The organism is Vibrio sp. RC2502, assembly GCF_054850435.1.
This window is the reverse complement of the sequence record NZ_CM141453.1, coordinates 19127-42573: the sequence shown is the minus strand read 5'-3', so window position 1 is coordinate 42573 and position 23447 is coordinate 19127. Positions and strand designations below refer to the sequence as shown.

The following is a 23447-nucleotide window of genomic DNA, read 5'->3' as shown; positions in this document are numbered from 1 at the left end:
CAACATCAAGATGGGAAGCAATGCTACCGTATTCTATCCAAAAAGGAAAGAATGGGGTGGCTAACGAGACTTGAACTCGCGACAACCGGAATCACAATCCGGGGCTCTACCAACTGAGCTATAGCCACCATTGAGTTTTACCGACTTTTCCTCCGGGGTATGGTACGCCCGAAAGGATTCGAACCTTCGACCTTTGGCTCCGGAGGCCAACGCTCTATCCAACTGAGCTACGGGCGCATGCCCTATCGGCGGAGTGGAATAATACGGATATCACACTATGCCGTCTAGTACTTTTTTTACTTTTTTTATCGTTTGGTCTCTTTTTCGACAGTTATCTGCCTTTAAAGTGTATTTTTGATGTGATTCACGCCCTGTCATGGATAAGTTGTTGTTTATTGCAACAAGTTATCGGGATATAATCACCCATTATTTACATTGATTTAACAGCCGCAACCAAGTTGTTTAATCATTTTATGCCATCGGAGAGATTTCGAATGATTTTCTCGACGCGGTATCAATACTCTAACTATATAAATAGGTAAGTCACTTACCTCGGGAATGTGAAGTGGGTTTAATGGATATGTCTCGACAAATGATTAGCGTTTTGTTCGCTGCCTTAACTTTCTCTACGGCAGCTTTAGCTTCTGACATCAGCCAAACTGAATACGATGCGATCGCAGAACGCATCAAACCTGTCGGTGATGTTTATCTAGCAGGTTCAGAGCCTGTGAAGGAAGAACCAACCGGTCCACGTGATGGCGCCAAAGTTTACGGTACTTTTTGTATTGCTTGTCACGCATCTGGTGTAAACGGCGCGCCAAAATCGGGCAATGCTGACGATTGGGCTCCGCGTATCGCGCAAGGCAAAGACGTGCTAGTGAAGCACGCGCTTGAAGGCTTCAACGCGATGCCAGCAAAAGGTACATGTATGGACTGTTCTGATGATGAAATCATTGCAGCCATCGACCACATGATTGATGGCTTGTAATCCAGCGGCCACTCATCTGAAATAAGAAAGGCTTGCCAATCGGCAAGCCTTTTTGTTTGGAGTGAACTTGATTTACAGTGATACCAAAGTGATCACTTCTTAAACATCGAGCGCAGGTTTGCAATGTGCGCCTGACCTTTTGCCATTCGTTCTTCTTGAGACACAGGCTTTTTGTTCACTTCCCATTCGACATCATCAAACGGCAGCTCATCCAAAAAACGACTTTGAGTCGGCTTGATCAACTCACCAAACTGGCGACGCTCTTTACACATGGTAAACGTCAGCTCTCGCTGTGCGCGGGTGATGCCTACGTACATCAAGCGTCGCTCTTCTTCGACGTTATCTTCATCAATACTGGTTTGATGCGGCAATATGCCCTCTTCCGAACCAATCAAATAAACGTAAGGAAACTCTAGACCTTTTGATGCGTGTAATGTCATCAATTGAACGGCATCGCTGTCTTCGTCTTCTTCGCCGCGTTCCATCATGTCACGCAAGGTCAAACGTTGAACCACTTCTTTTAGCGTTTTCTCTTCTTGGTCGTAATTGTCACCTTCTAAGTCAGCCACAATCCAAGAGTAGAGATCCGAAACGTTCTTCATGCGCATTTCAGCAGCTTTCGGGCTGGCTGATGTTTCGTACAGCCAATCTTCGTAATGAATGTCACGAACCAAGGAGCGAACAGCTTCTACTGTGTTACCTCGCTCAGCTTGATCGGCTATCGCCACCAACCATTGTGTAAAGCAACGCAGATTTTCGAGACCACGTCCCGATAGGTGTTGCTCTAATCCCATTTCAAAGCTTGCTTCAAATAGGCTTTTGCCGCGCATATTGGCGTAACTGCCCAATTTTTCTAACGTTACCGGGCCAATTTCGCGTCGCGGCGTGTTCACAATTCGCAGAAATGCGTTGTCATCGTCAGGGTTCACCAACACTCGAAGATACGCCATGATGTCTTTGATTTCGGCACGCGCGAAAAACGACGTACCGCCAGACAGTTTGTAGGGTACGCGGTTTTGCATCAGTGATTTTTCAATCAAACGCGATTGATGGTTACCACGATACAAAATCGCATAATCTCGATATTCCGTGCGATTTAAGAACTTGTGCGCAATCAACTCACCCGTGACCCTTTCTGCTTCGTGCTCTTCGTTCTTGGCTAGCAACACTTTCAGTTTTTCGCCGTCAGGAATTTCTGAGAACAGTGATTTTTCATACACGTGCGGGTTATTGGCAATCAAAATGTTTGCAGCACGAAGAATTCGACTGGTCGAGCGATAGTTCTGCTCCAGCTTGATCAGACGCAGATTCGGGTAATCTTGCCCGAGCAGCACCAAGTTTTGCGGTTTGGCACCACGCCACGAATAAATCGATTGGTCATCATCACCCACGACGGTCAAGCGACCGCGCTCACCCACAATCAATTTGACCAGTTCATACTGACTGGTGTTGGTATCTTGGTATTCATCAACCAATAGATAGCGGATGCGATTTTGCCAACGCTGACGCACGTCTTCATTATTACGCAGCAGCAATACCGGCAGCAGGATCAGGTCGTCAAAATCGAGCGCGTTGTACGCCTTCATCTGCTTCTGATACATCTCAAAACAAAAAGCGAACAGCTGTTGTTGCTCGCCTTTCGCCATCGCTTTGGCTTGCTCTGGCGTTAACATGTCGTTTTTCCAGTTGGAGATCGTACTCAATAGTTGTTTGAGTAGGTCTTTATCACCGTCGAGTTGCTTTTCCGTCAACTCTTTCAACAGCGCCATCTGGTCTTGATCATCAAACAACGAAAAGCCCGCTTTTAACCCAAGCTGCTTGTACTCACGTTTGATGATATTCAAACCCAAGGTATGGAAAGTAGAAACCATCAAACCTTTCGACTCGGCTTTACCCAAGGTTTGACCAACACGCTCTTTCATTTCGCGCGCGGCTTTGTTGGTAAAGGTCACGGCCGCGATGTTTCTTGCTTTGTAACCACATTGCTGAACCAAGTAAGCAATTTTATTAGTAATTACGCGCGTTTTACCTGAGCCTGCGCCGGCAAGCACTAAGCATGGACCAGACACGTATTTTACGGCTTCATCTTGTCTAGGGTTCAGCTTCATACAAATTCTCTGCGGGTGACAAATGTGGCGCCTATGATAAAGGGGTGGCTCTTTGAATGCTACGGTGATTTTCTCGTAAATTTTACCCCGATTGGTGCAACATTCTGTTGCATAGTAGACCAGACTTTAAGCTATAATGAATGAACGTTCATTCACTGGTAGTAGGATTATGACGGACAACCCTGCTGTAGATAAACGCGATCAAATACTTGCCGCTGCGGAGCAGTTAATTGCAGAGTCTGGCTTTCAAGGGCTTTCTATGCAAAAGCTGGCCAACGAAGCGGGTGTCGCCGCCGGGACGATTTATCGCTATTTCTCAGACAAAGAACATCTATTGGAAGAAGTGCGTCTTAACGTAGCCAAACGCATTGCCTCTGCAGTGCAAGCGGGCGTTAATGACGACATGCCATTGAAGGAACGCTATCGAACCATGTGGCTCAACATCTGGAATTTGGCGGGTTCCAACTTAAACGCCATCAGTAATCGAGTTCAATATGATTCGTTACCTTGCACAACAAGAAACAAGACGTGGGAACTTGAGCGAAAAATGTTTGCCCAAGTAGATCGCCTTTTCAACCAGGGCAAAGAAGAAGGGGTTTTTAAGCCTCTCGATAACGAAGTGCTCTCTGGATTAAGCTTTGAAGCAAGCGTCGCGCTTGCGAGAAAACATGCTTTGGGATTTTATCAATTGGACGACGATGCGCTGGAAGCAGCCATTGAAGCCAGTTGGGATGCAATTATTAAACACTAACTTGGAGTTCTTAATAGAATGAAAAAGTGGACTTTCTTTATGTTACTTATCGCCGTTCTCTTGTTCGGCAGCGTGATAGGTTTCAATTTATTTAAGCAACAAAAGATCGCTGAATACATGGCAAACCGTCCTGAACCTGAGTTCCCAGTAACCGTTACGGAAGTAAAAGCGGTGGATTGGGTACCAGTGATCGAGGCTATCGGTTTTATCGAGCCAAACCAAGGTGTGACGGTAGCGAACGAAACGAGCGGTGTTATCGACAAGATCGCTTTTGAATCAGGTACTCAAGTTGAAGCTGGCCAACCCCTCGTTTTGCTTGATTCTGAAGTGGAAAAAGCGAACTTGAAGAGTTCACAAGCGAAACTTCCTGCAGCAGAAGCGAAATACAAACGTTACCAAGGTCTGTTTAAGAAAGGTTCTATTTCTAAAGAAGCTTACGATGAAGCTGAAGCAAACTACTACTCGCTTAAAGCAGATATCGAGAGTTTAAAAGCAACCATCGATCGTCGTGAAATCAAAGCGCCATTTGCAGGTGTGGTTGGTATCCGTAACGTTTATCTTGGTCAATACATCCAAGCTGGTAGCGACATTGTTCGTCTAGAAGATAGCAGTGTAATGCGTCTGCGCTTTACCGTGCCTCAAACAGACATCTCGCGTATCAAACTTGACCAAGAAGTGGATATTTTTGTAGATGCCTACCCAGATCAGCCATTCAAAGGCTCAATTTCTGCCATTGAACCTGCAGTAAATGTACAAAGTGGTCTGATCCAAGTACAAGCTGACATTCCAAACAGCGATGGCAAACTTCGCAGCGGTATGTTCGCACGTGCAAACATCATCATGCCTAAATTGGCAAACCAAGTGACGCTACCTCAAACAGCAATCACCTTCACTTTGTACGGCGATAACGTCTACATCGTGACAGAAGAAGATGGTGAAAAGCGCGTGAAACAACACGTAGTTAAAGTGGGCGAACGTACTAAAGACATCGCACACATCTTGGAAGGCGTGAAACCAGGTGATGTTGTGGTGACGTCGGGCCAAGTCCGTTTAAGTAACCACGCGAAAGTTAGCATTGTTGAAAGCAATGCCATTACTCCACCTGCTGAAACACCAATGCTTTAATTGGAGGCATCATGCGCTTTACTGATGTTTTTATAAAACGTCCAGTTTTAGCGGTATCGATCAGCTTTTTGATTGCACTACTTGGTTTGCAAGCAGTGTTCAAAATGCAGGTTCGTGAATACCCTGAAATGACAAATACGGTGGTTACCGTAACCACCAGTTACTACGGTGCAAGTGCCAACTTAATCCAAGGCTTTATTACTCAGCCTTTGGAGCAAGCAGTAGCACAAGCCGACAACATTGATTACATGACTTCTCAATCGGTACTGGGTAAATCGACCATTACTGTAAACATGAAGTTGAATACTGACCCGAATGCGGCGTTGTCTGACATTCTGGCGAAAACCAACTCGGTACGTTCACAGCTTCCAAAAGAAGCCGAAGACCCAACCGTAACCATGTCGACTGGTTCGACAACGGCAGTACTGTACATCGGCTTTACGAGTGACGAGTTATCTTCAAGCCAGATCACTGACTACCTTGAGCGTGTAATCAACCCGCAGTTGTTCACCGTAAACGGTGTGTCCAAAGTTGATCTCTATGGTGGTATGAAATACGCACTACGCGTATGGCTAGATCCTGCCAAAATGGGCGCTTTGAAGCTGACTGCAACGGATGTGATGAGCGTTCTTAACGCCAACAACTACCAATCTGCAACGGGTCAAGCAACGGGTGAGTTCGTGCTTTACAACGGTAGCGCAGATACTCAGGTATCAAACGTTGCTGAACTTGAAGCTTTAGTTGTGAAAACTGGTGAAGGGGATGTGATTCGCCTAGGTGATATCGCTAAAGTAACGCTAGAGAAGAGTCACGACGTTTACCGTGCAAGTGCAAACGGTCAAGAAGCCGTGGTTGCGGCGATCAACGCAGCGCCAAGTGCTAACCCGATCAACATCGCGGCAGACGTGCTTGATCTGTTGCCTCAACTTGAGCGCAACCTACCAAGCAACATCAAAATGAACGTGATGTACGACTCTACGATTGCGATCAACGAATCGATTCACGAGGTGGTGAAAACCATCCTGGAAGCGGCGGTCATCGTACTTGTGGTTATCACACTGTTCCTGGGCTCATTCCGTGCGGTAATCATTCCTATCGTAACCATTCCACTTTCATTGATTGGTGTGGCAATGGTGATGCAGGCAATGGGTTTCTCTTGGAACTTGATGACGCTACTAGCAATGGTTCTTGCCATCGGTCTGGTGGTGGATGACGCGATCGTTGTACTAGAAAACGTTGACCGTCACATCAAAGAAGGGGAGTCGCCATTCCGAGCTGCAATCATTGGTACGCGTGAAATTGCGGTTCCAGTTATCGCGATGACATTGACGCTAGGTGCAGTGTACGCACCGATCGCATTGATGGGTGGTATCACCGGTTCATTGTTCAAAGAGTTCGCTTTGACACTGGCAGGTTCAGTATTCGTATCCGGCATCATCGCTTTGACACTATCACCAATGATGTGTTCGAAGATGCTGAAAGCGAACGAGAAGCCAAGCAAGTTTGAGCAAAAAGTTCACCATATCCTTGATGGCATGACCACTCGTTACGAAGGCATGTTGAAAGCGGTAATGGCTCATCGTCCGGTTGTTATTGCGTTTGCAATCATTGTATTTGCAAGCTTACCAGTCTTGTTCAAGTTCATTCCTAGTGAACTTGCACCTTCGGAAGATAAAGGTGTGGTTGTACTAATGGGTACGGCGCCTTCGAACGCGAACTTGGATTACATCCAAAACACCATGAACGATGTAAACAAGATTCTGTCGGATCAACCAGAGGTAGAATACGCGCAGGTATTTAACGGTGTTCCTAACTCGAACCAAGCGTTTGGTCTAGCAACACTTAAACCTTGGAGTGAGCGTGAAGCCAGCCAATCTGAGATCACCAAACGTGTTGGTGGATTAGTTGCAAGCGTACCAGGCATGTCAATCACGGCATTCCAGATGCCAGAACTGCCTGGTGCGGGTTCAGGTCTACCAATTCAGTTCGTTATCACGACACCAAACAGCTTCGAAAGCTTGTTTACGATCGCAAGCGACGTTCTGACAGACGTAGCCAGCAGTCCAATGTTCGTCTACTCGGACTTAGATCTGAACTACGACTCTGCAACCATGAAGATCAAGATCGATAAAGACAAGGCGGGCGCATACGGTGTGACGATGCAAGACATCGGTATCACGCTAAGCACCATGATGGCTGATGGCTACGTAAACCGTATCGACCTAAATGGCCGTTCATACGAGGTAATTCCTCAAGTTGAACGTAAATGGCGTTTAAATCCAGAATCAATGAAGAACTACTACGTTCGTTCTGTGGATGGAAAAGCAGTACCACTTGGTAGCCTGATCACTATTGATGTTGTCGCCGAGCCTCGCTCACTGCCTCACTTCAACCAGCTGAACTCAGCAACCGTTGGTGCTGTACCATCGCCTGGCGTCGCAATGGGTGATGCAATTAACTGGTTCGAGGACGTAGCGCAGAACAAACTGCCTGCCGGTTACAACCACGACTACATGGGTGAAGCACGTCAGTTCGTGACGGAAGGTAGCGCGCTATACGCAACATTTGGTCTTGCGTTAGCCATCATCTTCTTGGTTCTTGCGATTCAATTTGAATCACTTCGTGACCCGATTGTTATCATGGTATCGGTACCGCTAGCGGTGTGTGGTGCGTTGATCGCCTTGGCTTGGGGCACAGCCTCGATGAACATCTACTCGCAGGTCGGTCTGATCACGTTGGTCGGTCTGATCACCAAACACGGTATCTTGATCTGTGAAGTAGCAAAAGAAGAGCAATTGCACAACAAACTGTCTCGAATTGATGCGGTAATGGAAGCGGCGAAAGTTCGTCTACGTCCAATTCTTATGACCACTGCGGCGATGATTGCGGGTCTTATCCCACTCATGTACGCAACGGGTGCAGGCGCAGCACAGCGCTTTAGTATCGGTATCGTAATCGTGGCTGGTTTGGCAATTGGTACGTTGTTCACACTATTCGTACTACCTGTGATTTACAGCTACTTAGCTGAAAAACACAAACCACTGCCAGTTTTTGTTGAAGATAAAGACTTGGAAAAGTTAGCTCGAGTTGATGAAGCGAAAGCAGCGCACCGCGAACTAGCAGAAAACAAATAAGCTCAAGAAGCTAAGAAAAAGGTCACTTCGGTGGCCTTTTTTATTGCTGCTCTCTTTTTTACCATCTAAATGGCGACTTTCCCGTATCATTTACTTAGAATGTCGGCAAATCAAAAGGAGTTTTAGCCACTATGTTTGACCCAAAGAAATTAGAGCAAATTGCTAAACAAATTCATGACTCAATGCCAGCACCAGTAAAAGAGCTAGGCGCAGACGTTGATCAAAAAGTTCGCCAAGTAATCCAAGGCCAACTAAATAAGCTAGATGTAGTAAGCCGCGAAGAATTTGATGTTCAAACTCAAGTTTTACTACGCACGCGTCAAAAGCTGACGGAAATGGAAAAGAAATTAGCCGAGCTTGAAGAAAAGCTAGCTGATAAATAAGCCCCTAAACGCTCCTTCGACAGGAGCGTTTTTCTTATCAGCACATGGACAAATCGACTAAAAACGAAAAGGCTTGGTCAACGGAGACCAAGCCTTTTAATTAGATGTCGTGTTTTTTGTATTTATCGACTCCACTCTGTCTGGAGTTCATTTAATATCTTCAATGCTGTACAGCGAAGAGAATTAGCCACCAACCGCGATGCGCTTCATATCCGTCATATAGCCACGTAGTTCTTCGCCAATGTATTCCACTGGGTGGTTACGGATAGTCTCGTTCACTGCGATAAGAGTCGCGTTATCCACTTGGTTAGACGTTTCGCCTAAACCTTTACCAATAACCTCTGTACCAACAGAAGGCATGAATTTCTCACGTAATAAAGGCGTTGCTACGTTAGCAAATAGGTAGTTACCGTATTCAGCCGTATCAGAGATAACCACGTTCATCTCATATAGACGCTTACGTGCGATAGTATTAGCAATCAGCGGAAGTTCATGTAGAGACTCGTAGTACGCTGATTCATCGATGATTCCAGAAGCTGTCATCGCTTCAAATGCCAGTTCAACCCCAGCACGAACCATTGCAATCATTAGAATGCCGTTGTCGAAGTACTCTTGCTCAGAAATCTCAACGTCCGTTTCTGGGTAATTTTCAAATGCAGTTTCACCAGTTTCTGCACGCCATCCTAGAAGATTTTTATCATCATTTGCCCAGTCAGCCATCATGGTGCTAGAGAAATGACCAGAAATAATGTCGTCCATGTGCTTGTTATACAGTGGACGCATTAGGTCTTTTAATTCTTCAGAAAGCTCGAACGCCTTGATTTTCGCTGGATTAGATAGACGGTCCATCATGTGAGTGATACCACCGAATTTCAGAGCTTCCGTAATGGTTTCCCAACCGTACTGCAGTAGCTTACCTGCATAACCCGGATCAATGCCTTCAGCAATCATCTTCTCGTAACATACGATAGACCCCGCTTGTAGCATGCCACATAGAATGGTTTGCTCACCCATTAGGTCTGATTTCACCTCAGCGACAAAAGAAGACTCAAGACAACCCGCACGGTGACCACCTGTAGCTGCAGCCCAAGCTTTCGCGATATCCCAACCTTCACCTTTCGGATCATTCTCTGGATGAACCGCGATTAGGGTAGGAACGCCAAAACCACGTTTGTATTCTTCACGAACCTCTGTACCAGGACACTTAGGAGCAACCATGACAACGGTCAGATCTTTACGAATCTGCATGCCTTCTTCCACAACGTTGAAACCGTGAGAGTAACCTAGTGCAGCGCCTTCTTTCATTAGTGGCATCACCGTCTCAACAACGTTAGTGTGCTGTTTGTCTGGAGTTAAGTTAACAACCAGATCTGCTTGAGGAATTAGCGTTTCGTAGCTACCAACTTCAAAGCCATTATCTTTGGCGTTTTTAAACGATTGACGCTGTTCATCGATCGCAGCTTGACGTAGCGCGTAAGACACATCAAGACCAGAATCGCGCATGTTTAGGCCTTGGTTTAGACCTTGAGCACCACAGCCCACAATGACCACTTTTTTACCTTTCAGGTAATCCGCTTCAGATACAAATTCTTCACGGTCCATAAAGCGACAACGACCAAGTTGATCCAATTGCTCGCGCAAGTTTAGGGTATTGAAATAGTTAGCCATCTGGGTGCTCCTTAAACATTCTTCCATAAAGGTCGGTAACCGTCTTACCGAATAACTTCATACTAAAACAGACATAACGTTGCTTAAAGTGATATATTCACAATTACTTATTGCAATTTATGCAACATGGAAATGAAGATTTAATGAATATCAAAAGCCTGCAACTTTTCATTCATCTCTGTGAGAGTAAAAGTTTTGCCAAAACCGCTGCAGCCATGCACATCAGTCCTTCTGCCCTCAGTCGGCAAATACAAAAGTTGGAAGAAGAAACAAATCAACAGCTGTTTGTTCGCGATAACCGCAGTGTAGAGCTGACAACCCAAGGCAAAAAATTAATGCCTGTCGCGTTAAAAATTCTTAGTGAATGGCAACAGTATCAAAACCATATAAAAGGAACCGAAGGCGAGCTAAAGGGGGAAATCCGTCTCTTTTGTTCGGTGACCGCCAGCTACAGCCATTTACCAGAGTTAATTTCCGATTTTCGTCTTCAGCATCCTTTTATTGAATTTAAGCTATCAACCGGTGACCCAGCTCAAGCAATCGACAAAATACTAGCAGATGAAGCCGATATTGCCATCTCAGCCAAATCGGAGCAGATGCCAAACAAAATCGCGTTTGAAACGATCAGTGAAATCCCTCTGTCTGTCATCGCTCCTGTCGGTGTCAGTTCATTTGCTGAGGAATTGCAAAAGGAGCAGCCAGATTGGTCAATCATTCCATTCATTCTTCCGGAAGCAGGCACAGCAAGGGACAGGGCTAATACTTGGCTCAAAAAAATGAAAATAAAACCGAATATCTACGCGCAAACGTCTGGACATGAGGCCATCGTAAGCATGGTTGCATTGGGATGTGGGGTGGGTATCGCACCGGATGTCGTAATCAACAACAGTCCAGTAAGGGAAAAGATTAATCGCTTAAAAGTATTGCCAATTAAGCCATTTGAACTTGGCGTCTGTTGCACCAAAAACCAGTTAGAAAACCCATTAGTGAAAGCTTTTTGGAAGGTAGCGGAGAGCAAATACATTGCACCTTAATAATAGGTATATGGATTCGAATTACTTGGGTTATTTTTTATAACCCTAATTTTCAGAACTCTGAAATGCAAAAAAGCCCACTCTTTCGAGTGGGCTTCTTCAAATTTAAAGCCTGGCGATGTCCTACTCTCACATGGGGAAACCCCACACTACCATCGGCGCTATTTCGTTTCACTTCTGAGTTCGGAATGGAGTCAGGTGGGTCCAAAACGCTATGGTCGCCAAGCAAATTCTTTAATTCGGAAAGCTGTTTTTGTGTTCTCTACACATTCAATTCTGTTCTTGCTTCGAGTCCATCAAAACCCCTTGGGTGTTGTATGGTTAAGCCTCACGGGCAATTAGTATCAGTTAGCTCAATGCCTCACAGCACTTACACACCTGACCTATCAACGTCGTAGTCTCCGACAACCCTTTAGGATACTTAAAGTATCAGGGAAGACTCATCTCAGGGCTCGCTTCCCGCTTAGATGCTTTCAGCGGTTATCGATTCCGAACTTAGCTACCGGGCAATGCGTCTGGCGACACAACCCGAACACCAGAGGTTCGTCCACTCCGGTCCTCTCGTACTAGGAGCAGCCCCCTTCAATCTTCCAACGCCCACGGCAGATAGGGACCGAACTGTCTCACGACGTTCTAAACCCAGCTCGCGTACCACTTTAAATGGCGAACAGCCATACCCTTGGGACCGACTTCAGCCCCAGGATGTGATGAGCCGACATCGAGGTGCCAAACACCGCCGTCGATATGAACTCTTGGGCGGTATCAGCCTGTTATCCCCGGAGTACCTTTTATCCGTTGAGCGATGGCCCTTCCATTCAGAACCACCGGATCACTATGACCTGCTTTCGCACCTGCTCGAATTGTCATTCTCGCAGTCAAGCGGGCTTATGCCATTGCACTAACCTCACGATGTCCAACCGTGATTAGCCCACCTTCGTGCTCCTCCGTTACTCTTTGGGAGGAGACCGCCCCAGTCAAACTACCCACCAGGCACTGTCCGCAACCCCGATTAGGGGTCGACGTTAGAACATCAACACTACAAGGGTGGTATTTCAAGGACGGCTCCACACATACTGGCGTACGTGCTTCAAAGCCTCCCACCTATCCTACACATGTAGGGTCAATGTTCAGTGCCAAGCTGTAGTAAAGGTTCACGGGGTCTTTCCGTCTAGCCGCGGGTACACTGCATCTTCACAGCGATTTCAATTTCACTGAGTCTCGGGTGGAGACAGCGTGGCCATCATTACGCCATTCGTGCAGGTCGGAACTTACCCGACAAGGAATTTCGCTACCTTAGGACCGTTATAGTTACGGCCGCCGTTTACCGGGGCTTCGATCAAGAGCTTCGACCGAAGTCTAACCCCATCAATTAACCTTCCGGCACCGGGCAGGCGTCACACCGTATACGTCATCTTACGATTTTGCACAGTGCTGTGTTTTTAATAAACAGTTGCAGCCACCTGGTATCTGCGACTCTCGTCAGCTCCATCCGCGAGGGACTTCACCATCAAGAGCGTACCTTCTCCCGAAGTTACGGTACCATTTTGCCTAGTTCCTTCACCCGAGTTCTCTCAAGCGCCTTGGTATTCTCTACCCGACCACCTGTGTCGGTTTGGGGTACGATTCCTTACAATCTGAAGCTTAGAGGCTTTTCCTGGAAGCATGGCATCAATGACTTCACACCCGTAGGTGCTCGACGTCGTGTCTCAGCCTTAAAAAGAGCCGGATTTACCTAACTCTTAAGCCTACGCACTTGAACCTGGACAACCGTCGCCAGGCCCACCTAGCCTTCTCCGTCCCCCCATCGCAATTGTAAGAAGTACGGGAATATTAACCCGTTTCCCATCGACTACGCCTTTCGGCCTCGCCTTAGGGGTCGACTTACCCTGCCCCGATTAACGTTGGACAGGAACCCTTGGTCTTCCGGCGAGGAGGTTTTTCACCCCCTTTATCGTTACTCATGTCAGCATTCGCACTTCTGATACGTCCAGCATGCGTTACCACACACCTTCAACCGCTTACAGAACGCTCCCCTACCCAATGTGCAAAAGCACATTGCCGCAGCTTCGGTTTACTACTTAGCCCCGTTACATCTTCCGCGCAGGCCGACTCGACCAGTGAGCTATTACGCTTTCTTTAAATGATGGCTGCTTCTAAGCCAACATCCTGGCTGTCTGAGCCTTCCCACATCGTTTCCCACTTAGTAGTAATTTGGGACCTTAGCTGGCGGTCTGGGTTGTTTCCCTCTCCACGACGGACGTTAGCACCCGCCGTGTGTCTCCCGGATAGTACTTACTGGTATTCGGAGTTTGCAAAGGGTTGGTAAGTCGGGATGACCCCCTAGCCTTAACAGTGCTCTACCCCCAGTAGTATTCGTCCGAGGCGCTACCTAAATAGCTTTCGGGGAGAACCAGCTATCTCCAGGTTTGATTGGCCTTTCACCCCTAGCCACAAGTCATCCGCTAATTTTTCAACATTAGTCGGTTCGGTCCTCCAGTTGATGTTACTCAACCTTCAACCTGCCCATGGCTAGATCACCTGGTTTCGGGTCTATATCCAGAGACTGAACGCCCAGTTAAGACTCGGTTTCCCTACGGCTCCCCTAGATGGTTAACCTTGCCACTGAATATAAGTCGCTGACCCATTATACAAAAGGTACGCAGTCACAGGACAAAGCCTGCTCCTACTGCTTGTACGTACACGGTTTCAGGTTCTATTTCACTCCCCTCACAGGGGTTCTTTTCGCCTTTCCCTCACGGTACTGGTTCACTATCGGTCAGTCAGTAGTATTTAGCCTTGGAGGATGGTCCCCCCATATTCAGACAGGATATCACGTGTCCCGCCCTACTCGATTTCACTGAACACACGTCGTCAACTACGGGACTATCACCCTGTATCGTCGGACTTTCCAGACCGTTCGTCTAACGCGTGTAAAGCTTAAGGGCTAGTCCAATTTCGCTCGCCGCTACTTTCGGAATCTCGGTTGATTTCTTTTCCTCGGGGTACTTAGATGTTTCAGTTCCCCCGGTTCGCCTCCTTACCCTATGTATTCAGGTAAGGATACGTGCTTATGCACGTGGGTTTCCCCATTCAGAAATCCCAGACTCAAATGGTTGTTACTACCTAATCTGGGCTTATCGCAAGTTACTACGTCTTTCATCGCCTCTGACTGCCAAGGCATCCACCGTGTACGCTTAGTCACTTAACCATACAACCCGAAGGAGTTTCGAGTTGATGAACAAGTCACCAAAGTTGTCTGCAATTTTTATACATGATGCAGACTCGATTTTGCCGGACTCAAATTCCAAGAACACTTGAATGTGTTATTTTGGTGTTTGTCATAAAGACAAACATTGAGAACTTTACAAACAACAATAAATTGTTGTTTTGTCAGCTTTCCAAATTGTTAAAGAGCAATGTTTCTTCACAAGGAAGTACATTTTCTAAAGACTTTCAGAGTCGAAGATTCTAACCACATACGTCTTACTGAAGTGGTTTGGAATTCCTATCCAAAAATACTTAGAGAATGGTGGGCGATACCGGGCTCGAACCAGTGACCCCCTGCTTGTAAGGCAGGTGCTCTCCCAACTGAGCTAATCGCCCACATAAGTTTTAATTCTTCGTGGAGAAGAATGGTGGGTCGTGCAGGATTCGAACCTGCGACCAATTGATTAAAAGTCAACTGCTCTACCAACTGAGCTAACGACCCAATGGTATCCCGTAGGGGAGTCGAACCCCTGTTACCGCCGTGAAAGGGCGGTGTCCTAGGCCTCTAGACGAACGGGACACTGGATTGAAGAGTTTGGGAACTCTTCTTCTCTTTACTTTATAAACCGTATCAATCTGTGTGGACACTCATCGTGAGTAATCATCGTTTAAGGAGGTGATCCAGCGCCAGGTTCCCCTAGCGCTACCTTGTTACGACTTCACCCCAGTCATGAACCACAAAGTGGTAAGCGTCCCCCCGAAGGTTAAACTACCTACTTCTTTTGCAGCCCACTCCCATGGTGTGACGGGCGGTGTGTACAAGGCCCGGGAACGTATTCACCGTGGCATTCTGATCCACGATTACTAGCGATTCCGACTTCATGGAGTCGAGTTGCAGACTCCAATCCGGACTACGACGCACTTTTTGGGATTCGCTCACTTTCGCAAGTTGGCTGCCCTCTGTATGCGCCATTGTAGCACGTGTGTAGCCCTACTCGTAAGGGCCATGATGACTTGACGTCGTCCCCACCTTCCTCCGGTTTATCACCGGCAGTCTCCCTGGAGTTCCCGACATTACTCGCTGGCAAACAAGGATAAGGGTTGCGCTCGTTGCGGGACTTAACCCAACATTTCACAACACGAGCTGACGACAGCCATGCAGCACCTGTCTCAGAGTTCCCGAAGGCACCAATCCATCTCTGGAAAGTTCTCTGGATGTCAAGAGTAGGTAAGGTTCTTCGCGTTGCATCGAATTAAACCACATGCTCCACCGCTTGTGCGGGCCCCCGTCAATTCATTTGAGTTTTAATCTTGCGACCGTACTCCCCAGGCGGTCTACTTAACGCGTTAGCTCCGAAAGCCACGGCTCAAGGCCACAACCTCCAAGTAGACATCGTTTACGGCGTGGACTACCAGGGTATCTAATCCTGTTTGCTCCCCACGCTTTCGCATCTGAGTGTCAGTATCTGTCCAGGGGGCCGCCTTCGCCACCGGTATTCCTTCAGATCTCTACGCATTTCACCGCTACACCTGAAATTCTACCCCCCTCTACAGTACTCTAGTCTGCCAGTTTCAAATGCAATTCCGAGGTTGAGCCCCGGGCTTTCACATCTGACTTAACAAACCACCTGCATGCGCTTTACGCCCAGTAATTCCGATTAACGCTCGCACCCTCCGTATTACCGCGGCTGCTGGCACGGAGTTAGCCGGTGCTTCTTCTGTCGCTAACGTCAAATAATGCAGCTATTAACTACACTACCTTCCTCACGACTGAAAGTGCTTTACAACCCGAAGGCCTTCTTCACACACGCGGCATGGCTGCATCAGGCTTGCGCCCATTGTGCAATATTCCCCACTGCTGCCTCCCGTAGGAGTCTGGACCGTGTCTCAGTTCCAGTGTGGCTGATCATCCTCTCAGACCAGCTAGGGATCGTCGCCTTGGTGAGCCCTTACCTCACCAACTAGCTAATCCCACCTAGGCATATCCTGACGCGAGAGGCCCGAAGGTCCCCCTCTTTGGCCCGTAGGCATCATGCGGTATTAGCCATCGTTTCCAATGGTTATCCCCCACATCAGGGCAATTTCCTAGGCATTACTCACCCGTCCGCCGCTCGACGCCGTTATCGTTCCCCGAAGGTTCAGATAACTCGTTTCCGCTCGACTTGCATGTGTTAGGCCTGCCGCCAGCGTTCAATCTGAGCCATGATCAAACTCTTCAATTTAAGATTTTGTTCGGCTCAATGAATACTGAACATTACATAAAGTAATGTTTGAATTGACTGTGCTGAATCCGAAGATTCAATGGTCACTTCGTTTCATTGAAACCTAATTTGATACCGAAGTATCGAATTGGATTATCATCAACGAGTGCCCACACAGATTGATAGGTCTATATTGTTAAAGAGCTTTTCCTGATGAGCTTTGCTCAAAACAGGACGGCCATTTTAGCGAGTTAAAGTTTAGTGTCAATCACTTTTTTCAAACTTTCTTCAAGCGTTTCCGCTTGGCTAATTTGGCTTGCTAACCTCGACTTCGTTTCTTTCGAAGCGTTGCCGTGTCAGCGAGGTGGCATTATAGAGATTGCGATCACATTGGCAAGCCCTTTTTCACGTTTTTTTTGATTTTTTTATCGTTCGGATGAAATTGCAGCAAAACCACTTAAAAGAGCACGTTATTTCTACAGTTCTTTGAATTTATCCGCGAAAAGAGCCACTTTTTCCCAGTTGGTGTACTCCACTTCTTTAGTCGTGTCCGTTTCACCACCAGTCATCGACATAATGAACTTAATCATCATTTTGTCGAACCAACCGTAGCGCGGATAATAAAGGGCACCAGCGAAGACTCCAATTAATGTTGGCTTCCAAGGAGATTTGATTAGGAACTTACGAATGTAGGCACTTCCTTCTGGGGTATCTTTCCCTTGGTCTTCTTTGCGAGCGATTAAGTTCACACAGAAGAAAGCCACTTTATTCTGTTCTAGCTGAGTGAGGTTGCGTTCAATAAATTGGTATAGCTTCTTATTTAGGTGACCATAACGAATAGAGGCACCAATGAGCACTTTTTCATATTGGCTGAAATCCATCGTCTCTACATTATGTAAATCCACCAGCTCACATTCAAAGTCTGTTAATTGCTCTTCTATATAATGGAAGATTTTTTTGGTTTGCCCTTCACGAGAAGAGTATAGAAATAATGCTTTTGCCACGATTTCCCCTTAACTACGCCAAAACGTCGGCGTGAGTAGAATAAGTAAGGTAAATATTTCCAGACGACCAAATAGCATGGAGACGATCAGCACCCATTTCGCTTTGTCGTTTACATCACCAAAGTGAAGTGCGACTTCGCCCAATCCAGGGCCAAGGTTGTTGAGTGTCGCTGCTACGGCAGAAAATGCACTTAACTCGTCCATGCCTGTTGCAATCAAACCCAACATACATACCACAAACACTAACGCGTATGCTGAGAAGAATCCCCATACAGCATCGACCACACGTTGCGGTAGCGCACTACCTCCGACTTTGATGGTGTACACCGCTCTTGGGTGAACTAGACGTTTAAGCTCACGCGCACCTTGTAAGGTAAGAAGCAAAATGCGGATCACTTTCATACCACCACCGGTCGAACCTGCGCATCCTCCTATAAAAGAGGAGAACAGTAACAGCACTGGCAAAAACAATGGCCAATCTGCAAAACCGGTTGTGGTGAAACCTGCGGTTGTCGATATTGAGACAGTTTGGAATAACGCTTGGTCAAACGCATCATAAGGTGATGTGTAAGAGTGGTGCTTCAATAGTAGTAAGAAGCAAACCAAAAACAGTAACACCTGAATAAAGATGAACGCGCGGAACTCCGGGTCTTTCCAGTAATACTTAGGATGAACCCCACCAGAGGCAAATGCCGCAAAGTGCAGAGTGAAGTTACAAGCAGAGATCAGCAAGAACACCACGGTAATCAGGTTAATCGCGTAGCTGTCGAAGTAGCCCATGCTGGCATCGTGAGTGGAGAAGCCACCAATTGCAATGGTAGAGAAGCTGTGGCTGATGGCATCAAACGGCGTCATGCCCGCGAGCCAAAAAGCAACCGCACAAGCGATTGTCAGGCTTAAATAGATGTACCACAGCGCTTTTGCTGTCTCGGCTATGCGCGGGGTCATTTTGGTATCTTTCACTGGACCCGGAATTTCTGCGCGGTACAACTGCATCCCACCGATGCCCAACACTGGCAAAATAGCGACCGCAAGTACGATGATCCCCATCCCACCAAACCATTGTAGAAATTGGCGGTAGAACAAAATCGCTTTAGGTAACTCGTCAAGTCCGACAATAACGGTCGCCCCTGTCGTAGTTAAAGCAGAGAAGGATTCAAAAAAAGCGTCAGTCACAGAAATGTTGGGATTATCTGCGATTAAAAATGGAAGCGAACCCGCGCTGCCCAAAACCGTCCAGAAAAGAACAACAATAAGAAAGCCATCACGTGATTTGAGCTCATGTTTATGCCGACGGTTAGGAAACCAACACATCGCTCCACAAAAAAGCAGCACAAAAAAAGTCGTGACAAAAGGTACACCAGCGCCGTCTCGATAAAGAAGCGCAACCAGTGCGGGTGCCAACATGGTGACACTAAAAAGCGCGAGCAAAAGCCCGACGATTCGAATAATTGAACGAAATTGCATGGATTGATTGACTAGCGAAGCTGTCCCTGTTGCTTCCTGGTTTTCATTATTGTCCGTCGAGTGGGGTTACAATTGCCTTTGCCCCACTTTTATTGATGATAGCTTGGGTAAACGCGCTCACTTCACGAAGCTCAATTTCCACCACTAATATTACCTGATCGCTATATTCAGCAGCGACTTCTACCGCACCAAATTGAGGCATGATCGACTGTGCGATAGGCATAAACCCATAGTCTAACGTTAGTCTGAGTTTTGTGGTTATTTTTTTCTCAATAGTTTGAAGCAGCTTGAGAGCTTGCTGCACCCCACCGCCGTAAGCTTTGACTAAACCGCCAGTACCAAGCTTGATGCCCCCTGAATATCGCGTCACTACCGCAGTGATTTCTCCCACGCCAGAGCCCGATAGCTGCGCCAAAATTGGCTTGCCAGCAGTCCCGGACGGCTCGCCGTCATCGCTAAAGCCCCATTTCATTGAATCTTCAGGTCTGCCCGCTACGAATCCCCAGCAATTGTGTCTTGCATCCGAGTGTTTGGCTTTAATTTGATCAACAAACGCCTTCGCCGCATCAACGCTTGGCGTGTGTGCGAGGTAGGTAATAAAGACACTTTTTTTGATTTCTTCTTCAAACAGAGCTGGCGCTGAGGGAATCAGATAAGGCTGGTCATTCATAGCATTAGGTCAATGTTTACTTTGCTCGAAGTCTATCACGAGAGTGAATTCAGAGTCGCATAAGATCTGCCACAGCGCACAATGTTAAACACTTGTTTAAAAAATGTATTGAAATTAAACAATCCGCGATCCAAACTAACTTTACTGGTCAAACCAGAATAAGAATAAACGACTTCCTCGATACTTATTTGCCGACGAATTCAGCACTAACAATAGGTATACAGACAATCCACGATTGTATGTCATGGAGATAGACAATGATTTACCAAGCCGACACCCTACAGGTAAAGGAAATACAAGATGGCATAGCAGAGCTGAGCTTCTGCTCCCCTAAATCCGTAAACAAGCTCGACCTAGCAACGCTAGAGTCTCTCGATAAGGCTCTTGATGCGTTGACTTCACATCAAGGTCTAAAAGGCTTAATGCTCACTTCAGATAAAGACGCGTTCATCGTTGGCGCAGACATCACTGAATTCTTGGGCCTCTTCGCTAAAACAAACGCCGAGCTCGATCAATGGCTACAATTTGCCAATAGCATCTTCAATAAACTAGAAGACTTACCCGTTCCGACAATCTCAGTACTTAAAGGTCACACACTTGGCGGCGGCTGCGAATGCGTACTGGCTACCGACATGCGTATCGGTGATAAAACCACCAGCATTGGCCTACCAGAAACCAAACTGGGCATCATGCCAGGCTTTGGTGGTTGTATGCGTTTGCCGCGCGTTATCGGTGCAGATAGCGCGATGGAAATCATCACGCAAGGCAAAGCATGTCGTGCAGATGAGGCCTTGAAGATTGGTTTATTGGATGCTGTGGTTGAAACTGATGCGTTGTATGAATCCGCATTGCAAACACTGACTTCAGCTATCAACGAAAAGATCGATTGGCAAGCACGTCGTAAACAAAAAACCTCGCCACTGACACTCAGCAAGCTAGAGTCGATGATGAGCTTCACAATGGCAAAAGGCCTAGTGGCACAAAAAGCAGGTCCACACTACCCTGCGCCAATGACTGCAGTTATTACGATTGAAGAAGGCGCACGCTTTGCACGTAGCGAAGCACTCGACATTGAACGCAAATACTTCGTTAAACTCGCGAAATCAGAAGAAGCCAAAGCTCTGGTTGGTCTGTTCCTCAACGACCAATACATCAAAGGCATCGCGAAAAAAGCGGCGAAATCAGCAAGCAAAGACACTGAGCGAGCAGCGGTATTAGGTGCAGGCATCATGGGTGGTGGCATCGCTTACCAATCTGCGCTGAAAGGCGTGCCAGTATTGATGAAAGACATCGCCCAACCATCTCTCGATTTAGGCATGACCGAAGCGTCTAAACTGCTAAACAAACGCCTTGCTCAAGGTCGTATCGACGGCTTCAAGATGGCGGGAATTTTGGCATCAATTACCCCAAGCCTACATTACGCAGGCATCGAAAACTCAGATGTGATTGTTGAAGCCGTTGTCGAAAATCCAAAAGTAAAAGCAGCGGTACTGAGCGAAGTCGAATCGCACGTTGGTGAAGACACCGTCATTACATCAAACACATCGACGATTCCAATCAACCTATTGGCACAATCACTTAAACGCCCAGAAAACTTCTGTGGTATGCACTTCTTTAACCCTGTGCATCGCATGCCTTTGGTTGAAATCATCCGTGGTGAGAAAACTTCTGATGAAACCATCAACCGCGTAGTGGCTTACGCAGCGAAAATGGGTAAATCCCCAATCGTCGTGAACGACTGTCCGGGATTCTTCGTCAACCGCGTATTATTCCCGTACTTTGGCGGTTTCAGCATGTTGCTTCGTGACGGTGCAGACTTCACTAAAGTCGACAAAGTCATGGAACGCAAATTTGGCTGGCCGATGGGCCCGGCGTACTTACTTGATGTAGTCGGCATCGATACTGCGCACCACGCACAAGCGGTAATGGCAGAAGGTTTCCCTGAGCGAATGGGAAAACAAGGTCGTGACGCGATTGATGCTCTATTCGAAGCCAACAAATACGGTCAGAAGAATGGCAACGGTTTCTACAGCTACACCATTGATAAAAAAGGTAAGCCTAAGAAAACCTTCACTGAAGATATCTTGCCAGTACTGGCAGACGTCTGCGCGGATAAACAAGAGTTCGATGAGCAAACCATCATCCAACGTATGATGATTCCGATGATCAACGAAGTGGTGCTGTGTCTGCAAGAAGGCATTATTGCAACTCCTCAAGAAGCAGATATGGCGCTGGTTTACGGCCTTGGTTTCCCTCCATTCCGCGGCGGTGTATTCCGCTACCTAGACAGCGTAGGTATTGCTGAATTTGTTGAAATGGCAAAACAGCACGCTGATCTAGGCGCGATGTACCATGTTCCGCAAATGTTGATTGATATGGCGGCGAAAGGCGAAAGCTTCTACGGCGCGCAACAGCAAGGTTCTATCTAAGGAGGGATTCCCAAAATGACTAATCAAACCAGAAACGTTGTCGTAGTCGATTGTCTACGTACCCCAATGGGTCGCTCTAAAGGTGGTGCTTTCCGTCATACTCGTGCAGAAGACCTTTCTGCGCACCTAATGAAAGGCATTCTGGCACGCAACCCGCAAGTGAACCCAAGTGAGATTGAAGACATCTACTGGGGCTGTGTGCAACAAACGCTTGAGCAAGGCTTTAACATCGCGCGTAATGCAGCGCTGCTTGCTGGCCTACCAATTGAGATTGGCGCGGTAACCGTGAACCGTCTGTGTGGCTCATCTATGCAAGCCCTGCATGATGGTACTCGTGCAATCATGACAGGTGACGCGGAAATTTGCCTGATCGGCGGTGTCGAGCACATGGGTCACGTACCAATGAACCACGGTGTAGACTTCCATCCTGGCATGTCGAAAAATGTCGCCAAAGCCGCTGGTATGATGGGTTTAACCGCTGAAATGCTTGGTAAGCTTCATGGTATCAGCCGTGAGCAACAAGATGAGTTTGCGGCGCGCTCTCACGCTCGTGCTCACGCAGCAACATTGGAAGGTCGCTTTAAAAACGAAATCCTACCAACCGAAGGCCACGCAGCAGACGGTACGTTGTTCCAGTTAGATTACGATGAAGTGATTCGTCCAGAGACCACCGTTGAAGGTCTGTCTCAACTTCGCCCGGTATTCGACCCAGCGAACGGTACCGTAACAGCCGGTACATCTTCAGCCCTATCCGATGGTGCATCCGCAATGCTGATCATGAGCGAAGAGAAAGCCAATGAACTTGGTTTGAAGATTCGCGCACGAATCAAAGGCATGGCGATCGCAGGTTGCGATCCATCCATCATGGGTTACGGCCCTGTACCTGCAACGCAAAAAGCGCTGAAACGTGCAGGTCTTGCAATTGAAGATATGGACGTTGTCGAGCTAAACGAAGCGTTTGCAGCGCAATCTCTGCCATGTGCGAAAGACCTAGGTCTGCTTGAGGTGATGGACGAAAAAGTGAACCTGAATGGCGGCGCGATTGCTCTAGGTCACCCATTGGGTTGTTCTGGCGCACGTATCTCAACAACGCTTATCAACCTAATGGAAGCCAAGGACGCCAAATACGGCCTTGCGACCATGTGTATCGGTCTTGGTCAGGGTATCGCAACAGTCTTTGAGCGCCCGTAGTCCTTAACATCACCAGTTAGGTAATCAACCAATACCAGCAAAATTTGGTATTACACTTAAGGCGGCATCTTATGTCGCCTTTTCTTT

At 47.2% G+C, this 23447-nt stretch carries 13 protein-coding genes, 5 tRNA genes and 3 rRNA genes; 8 read left to right on the top strand and 13 right to left on the bottom strand.

The features are described from left to right. Positions 1–52: 52 nt before the first annotated feature. Positions 53–128, bottom strand: a tRNA-His gene (locus tag ACYJZR_RS00185). 32 nt (positions 129–160) lie between these two features. Beyond that, positions 161–237, bottom strand: a tRNA-Arg gene (locus tag ACYJZR_RS00180). A gap of 337 nt (positions 238–574) precedes the next feature. On the opposite strand from ACYJZR_RS00180, the gene ACYJZR_RS00175 reads away from it, so the two are divergent. After that, positions 575–988, top strand: coding sequence for a c-type cytochrome (locus ACYJZR_RS00175; protein WP_005455203.1), 414 nt, complete (start codon positions 575–577; stop codon positions 986–988). Between the two features lie 92 nt (positions 989–1080). On the opposite strand, the gene rep is transcribed toward ACYJZR_RS00175, so the two are convergent. Beyond that, positions 1081–3096, bottom strand: a complete 2016-nt coding sequence (rep, locus tag ACYJZR_RS00170) for a DNA helicase Rep (protein ID WP_069497001.1) — start codon at positions 3094–3096, stop codon at positions 1081–1083. 169 nt (positions 3097–3265) lie between these two features. On the opposite strand from rep, the gene ACYJZR_RS00165 reads away from it, so the two are divergent. The 4 genes from ACYJZR_RS00165 (at position 3266) to ubiK (ending at position 8489) form a co-directional block, all read left to right on the top strand. Further along, positions 3266–3847, top strand: coding sequence for a TetR/AcrR family transcriptional regulator (locus tag ACYJZR_RS00165; RefSeq protein WP_005487525.1), 582 nt, complete (start codon positions 3266–3268; stop codon positions 3845–3847). An 18-nt stretch (positions 3848–3865) separates the two neighbouring features. Beyond that, positions 3866–4972, top strand: a complete 1107-nt coding sequence (gene vmeC, locus ACYJZR_RS00160; protein WP_005487557.1) for a multidrug efflux RND transporter periplasmic adaptor subunit VmeC — start codon at positions 3866–3868, stop codon at positions 4970–4972. Between the two features lie 11 nt (positions 4973–4983). Continuing rightward, positions 4984–8106, top strand: a complete 3123-nt coding sequence (gene vmeD / locus ACYJZR_RS00155) for a multidrug efflux RND transporter permease subunit VmeD (protein ID WP_005478703.1) — start codon at positions 4984–4986, stop codon at positions 8104–8106. A 131-nt stretch (positions 8107–8237) separates the two neighbouring features. Further along, a complete protein-coding gene (ubiK, locus tag ACYJZR_RS00150; protein WP_005487540.1) occupies positions 8238–8489 on the top strand; it encodes a ubiquinone biosynthesis accessory factor UbiK in 252 nt (83 codons plus the stop codon). A gap of 183 nt (positions 8490–8672) precedes the next feature. On the opposite strand, the gene ilvC is transcribed toward ubiK, so the two are convergent. Beyond that, the gene (gene ilvC / locus ACYJZR_RS00145; protein ID WP_025501944.1) at positions 8673–10157 is read right to left on the bottom strand and encodes a ketol-acid reductoisomerase; all 1485 of its coding nucleotides are present in this window, start codon (positions 10155–10157) and stop codon (positions 8673–8675) included. 143 nt (positions 10158–10300) lie between these two features. Between ilvC and ilvY the strand changes: the two genes are divergently transcribed. Then, positions 10301–11191 carry an HTH-type transcriptional activator IlvY gene (ilvY, locus tag ACYJZR_RS00140; protein ID WP_005455228.1) on the top strand — a complete coding sequence of 297 codons (891 nt, stop codon included), beginning with the start codon at positions 10301–10303 and terminating at the stop codon, positions 11189–11191. A 110-nt stretch (positions 11192–11301) separates the two neighbouring features. On the opposite strand, the gene rrf is transcribed toward ilvY, so the two are convergent. From rrf to ACYJZR_RS00095, 9 genes are all read right to left on the bottom strand, one after another. Further along, positions 11302–11417: ribosomal RNA gene (gene rrf / locus ACYJZR_RS00135) — 5S ribosomal RNA — on the bottom strand. A gap of 91 nt (positions 11418–11508) precedes the next feature. Then, positions 11509–14399, bottom strand: a 23S ribosomal RNA gene (locus tag ACYJZR_RS00130). Positions 14400–14718: 319 nt separating this feature from the next. Further along, positions 14719–14794: transfer RNA gene (locus ACYJZR_RS00125), tRNA-Val, on the bottom strand. A gap of 30 nt (positions 14795–14824) precedes the next feature. Beyond that, positions 14825–14900, bottom strand: a tRNA-Lys gene (locus ACYJZR_RS00120). Between the two features lie 2 nt (positions 14901–14902). Further along, a tRNA-Glu gene (locus tag ACYJZR_RS00115) sits at positions 14903–14978 on the bottom strand. Positions 14979–15067: 89 nt separating this feature from the next. After that, positions 15068–16620, bottom strand: a 16S ribosomal RNA gene (locus ACYJZR_RS00110). Together the 16S, 23S and 5S rRNA genes with 3 tRNA genes alongside form the textbook arrangement of a ribosomal RNA operon. 455 nt (positions 16621–17075) lie before the next feature. Then, positions 17076–17603 (bottom strand): menaquinone-dependent protoporphyrinogen IX dehydrogenase, encoded by a 528-nt coding sequence (gene hemG / locus ACYJZR_RS00105; protein ID WP_406966432.1) that lies wholly within the window; start codon positions 17601–17603, stop codon positions 17076–17078. Positions 17604–17612: 9 nt separating this feature from the next. Next, the gene (locus ACYJZR_RS00100; RefSeq protein WP_005465049.1) at positions 17613–19070 is read right to left on the bottom strand and encodes a TrkH family potassium uptake protein; all 1458 of its coding nucleotides are present in this window, start codon (positions 19068–19070) and stop codon (positions 17613–17615) included. 46 nt (positions 19071–19116) lie between these two features. Beyond that, positions 19117–19740, bottom strand: coding sequence for a YigZ family protein (locus tag ACYJZR_RS00095; protein ID WP_017449305.1), 624 nt, complete (start codon positions 19738–19740; stop codon positions 19117–19119). 257 nt (positions 19741–19997) lie between these two features. Here ACYJZR_RS00095 and fadB point away from each other — a divergent pair, with 257 nt between their 5' ends. Together fadB and fadA are read left to right on the top strand one after the other, a co-directional pair. After that, entirely contained in the window at positions 19998–22169 is a 2172-nt protein-coding gene (gene fadB / locus ACYJZR_RS00090; protein WP_461715834.1) for a fatty acid oxidation complex subunit alpha FadB, read from the top strand. A 15-nt stretch (positions 22170–22184) separates the two neighbouring features. Then, positions 22185–23360: an acetyl-CoA C-acyltransferase FadA gene (fadA, locus tag ACYJZR_RS00085; RefSeq protein ID WP_005458696.1), complete on the top strand. Its 1176-nt coding sequence runs from the start codon at positions 22185–22187 to the stop codon at positions 23358–23360. Positions 23361–23447: the final 87 nt, after the last annotated feature.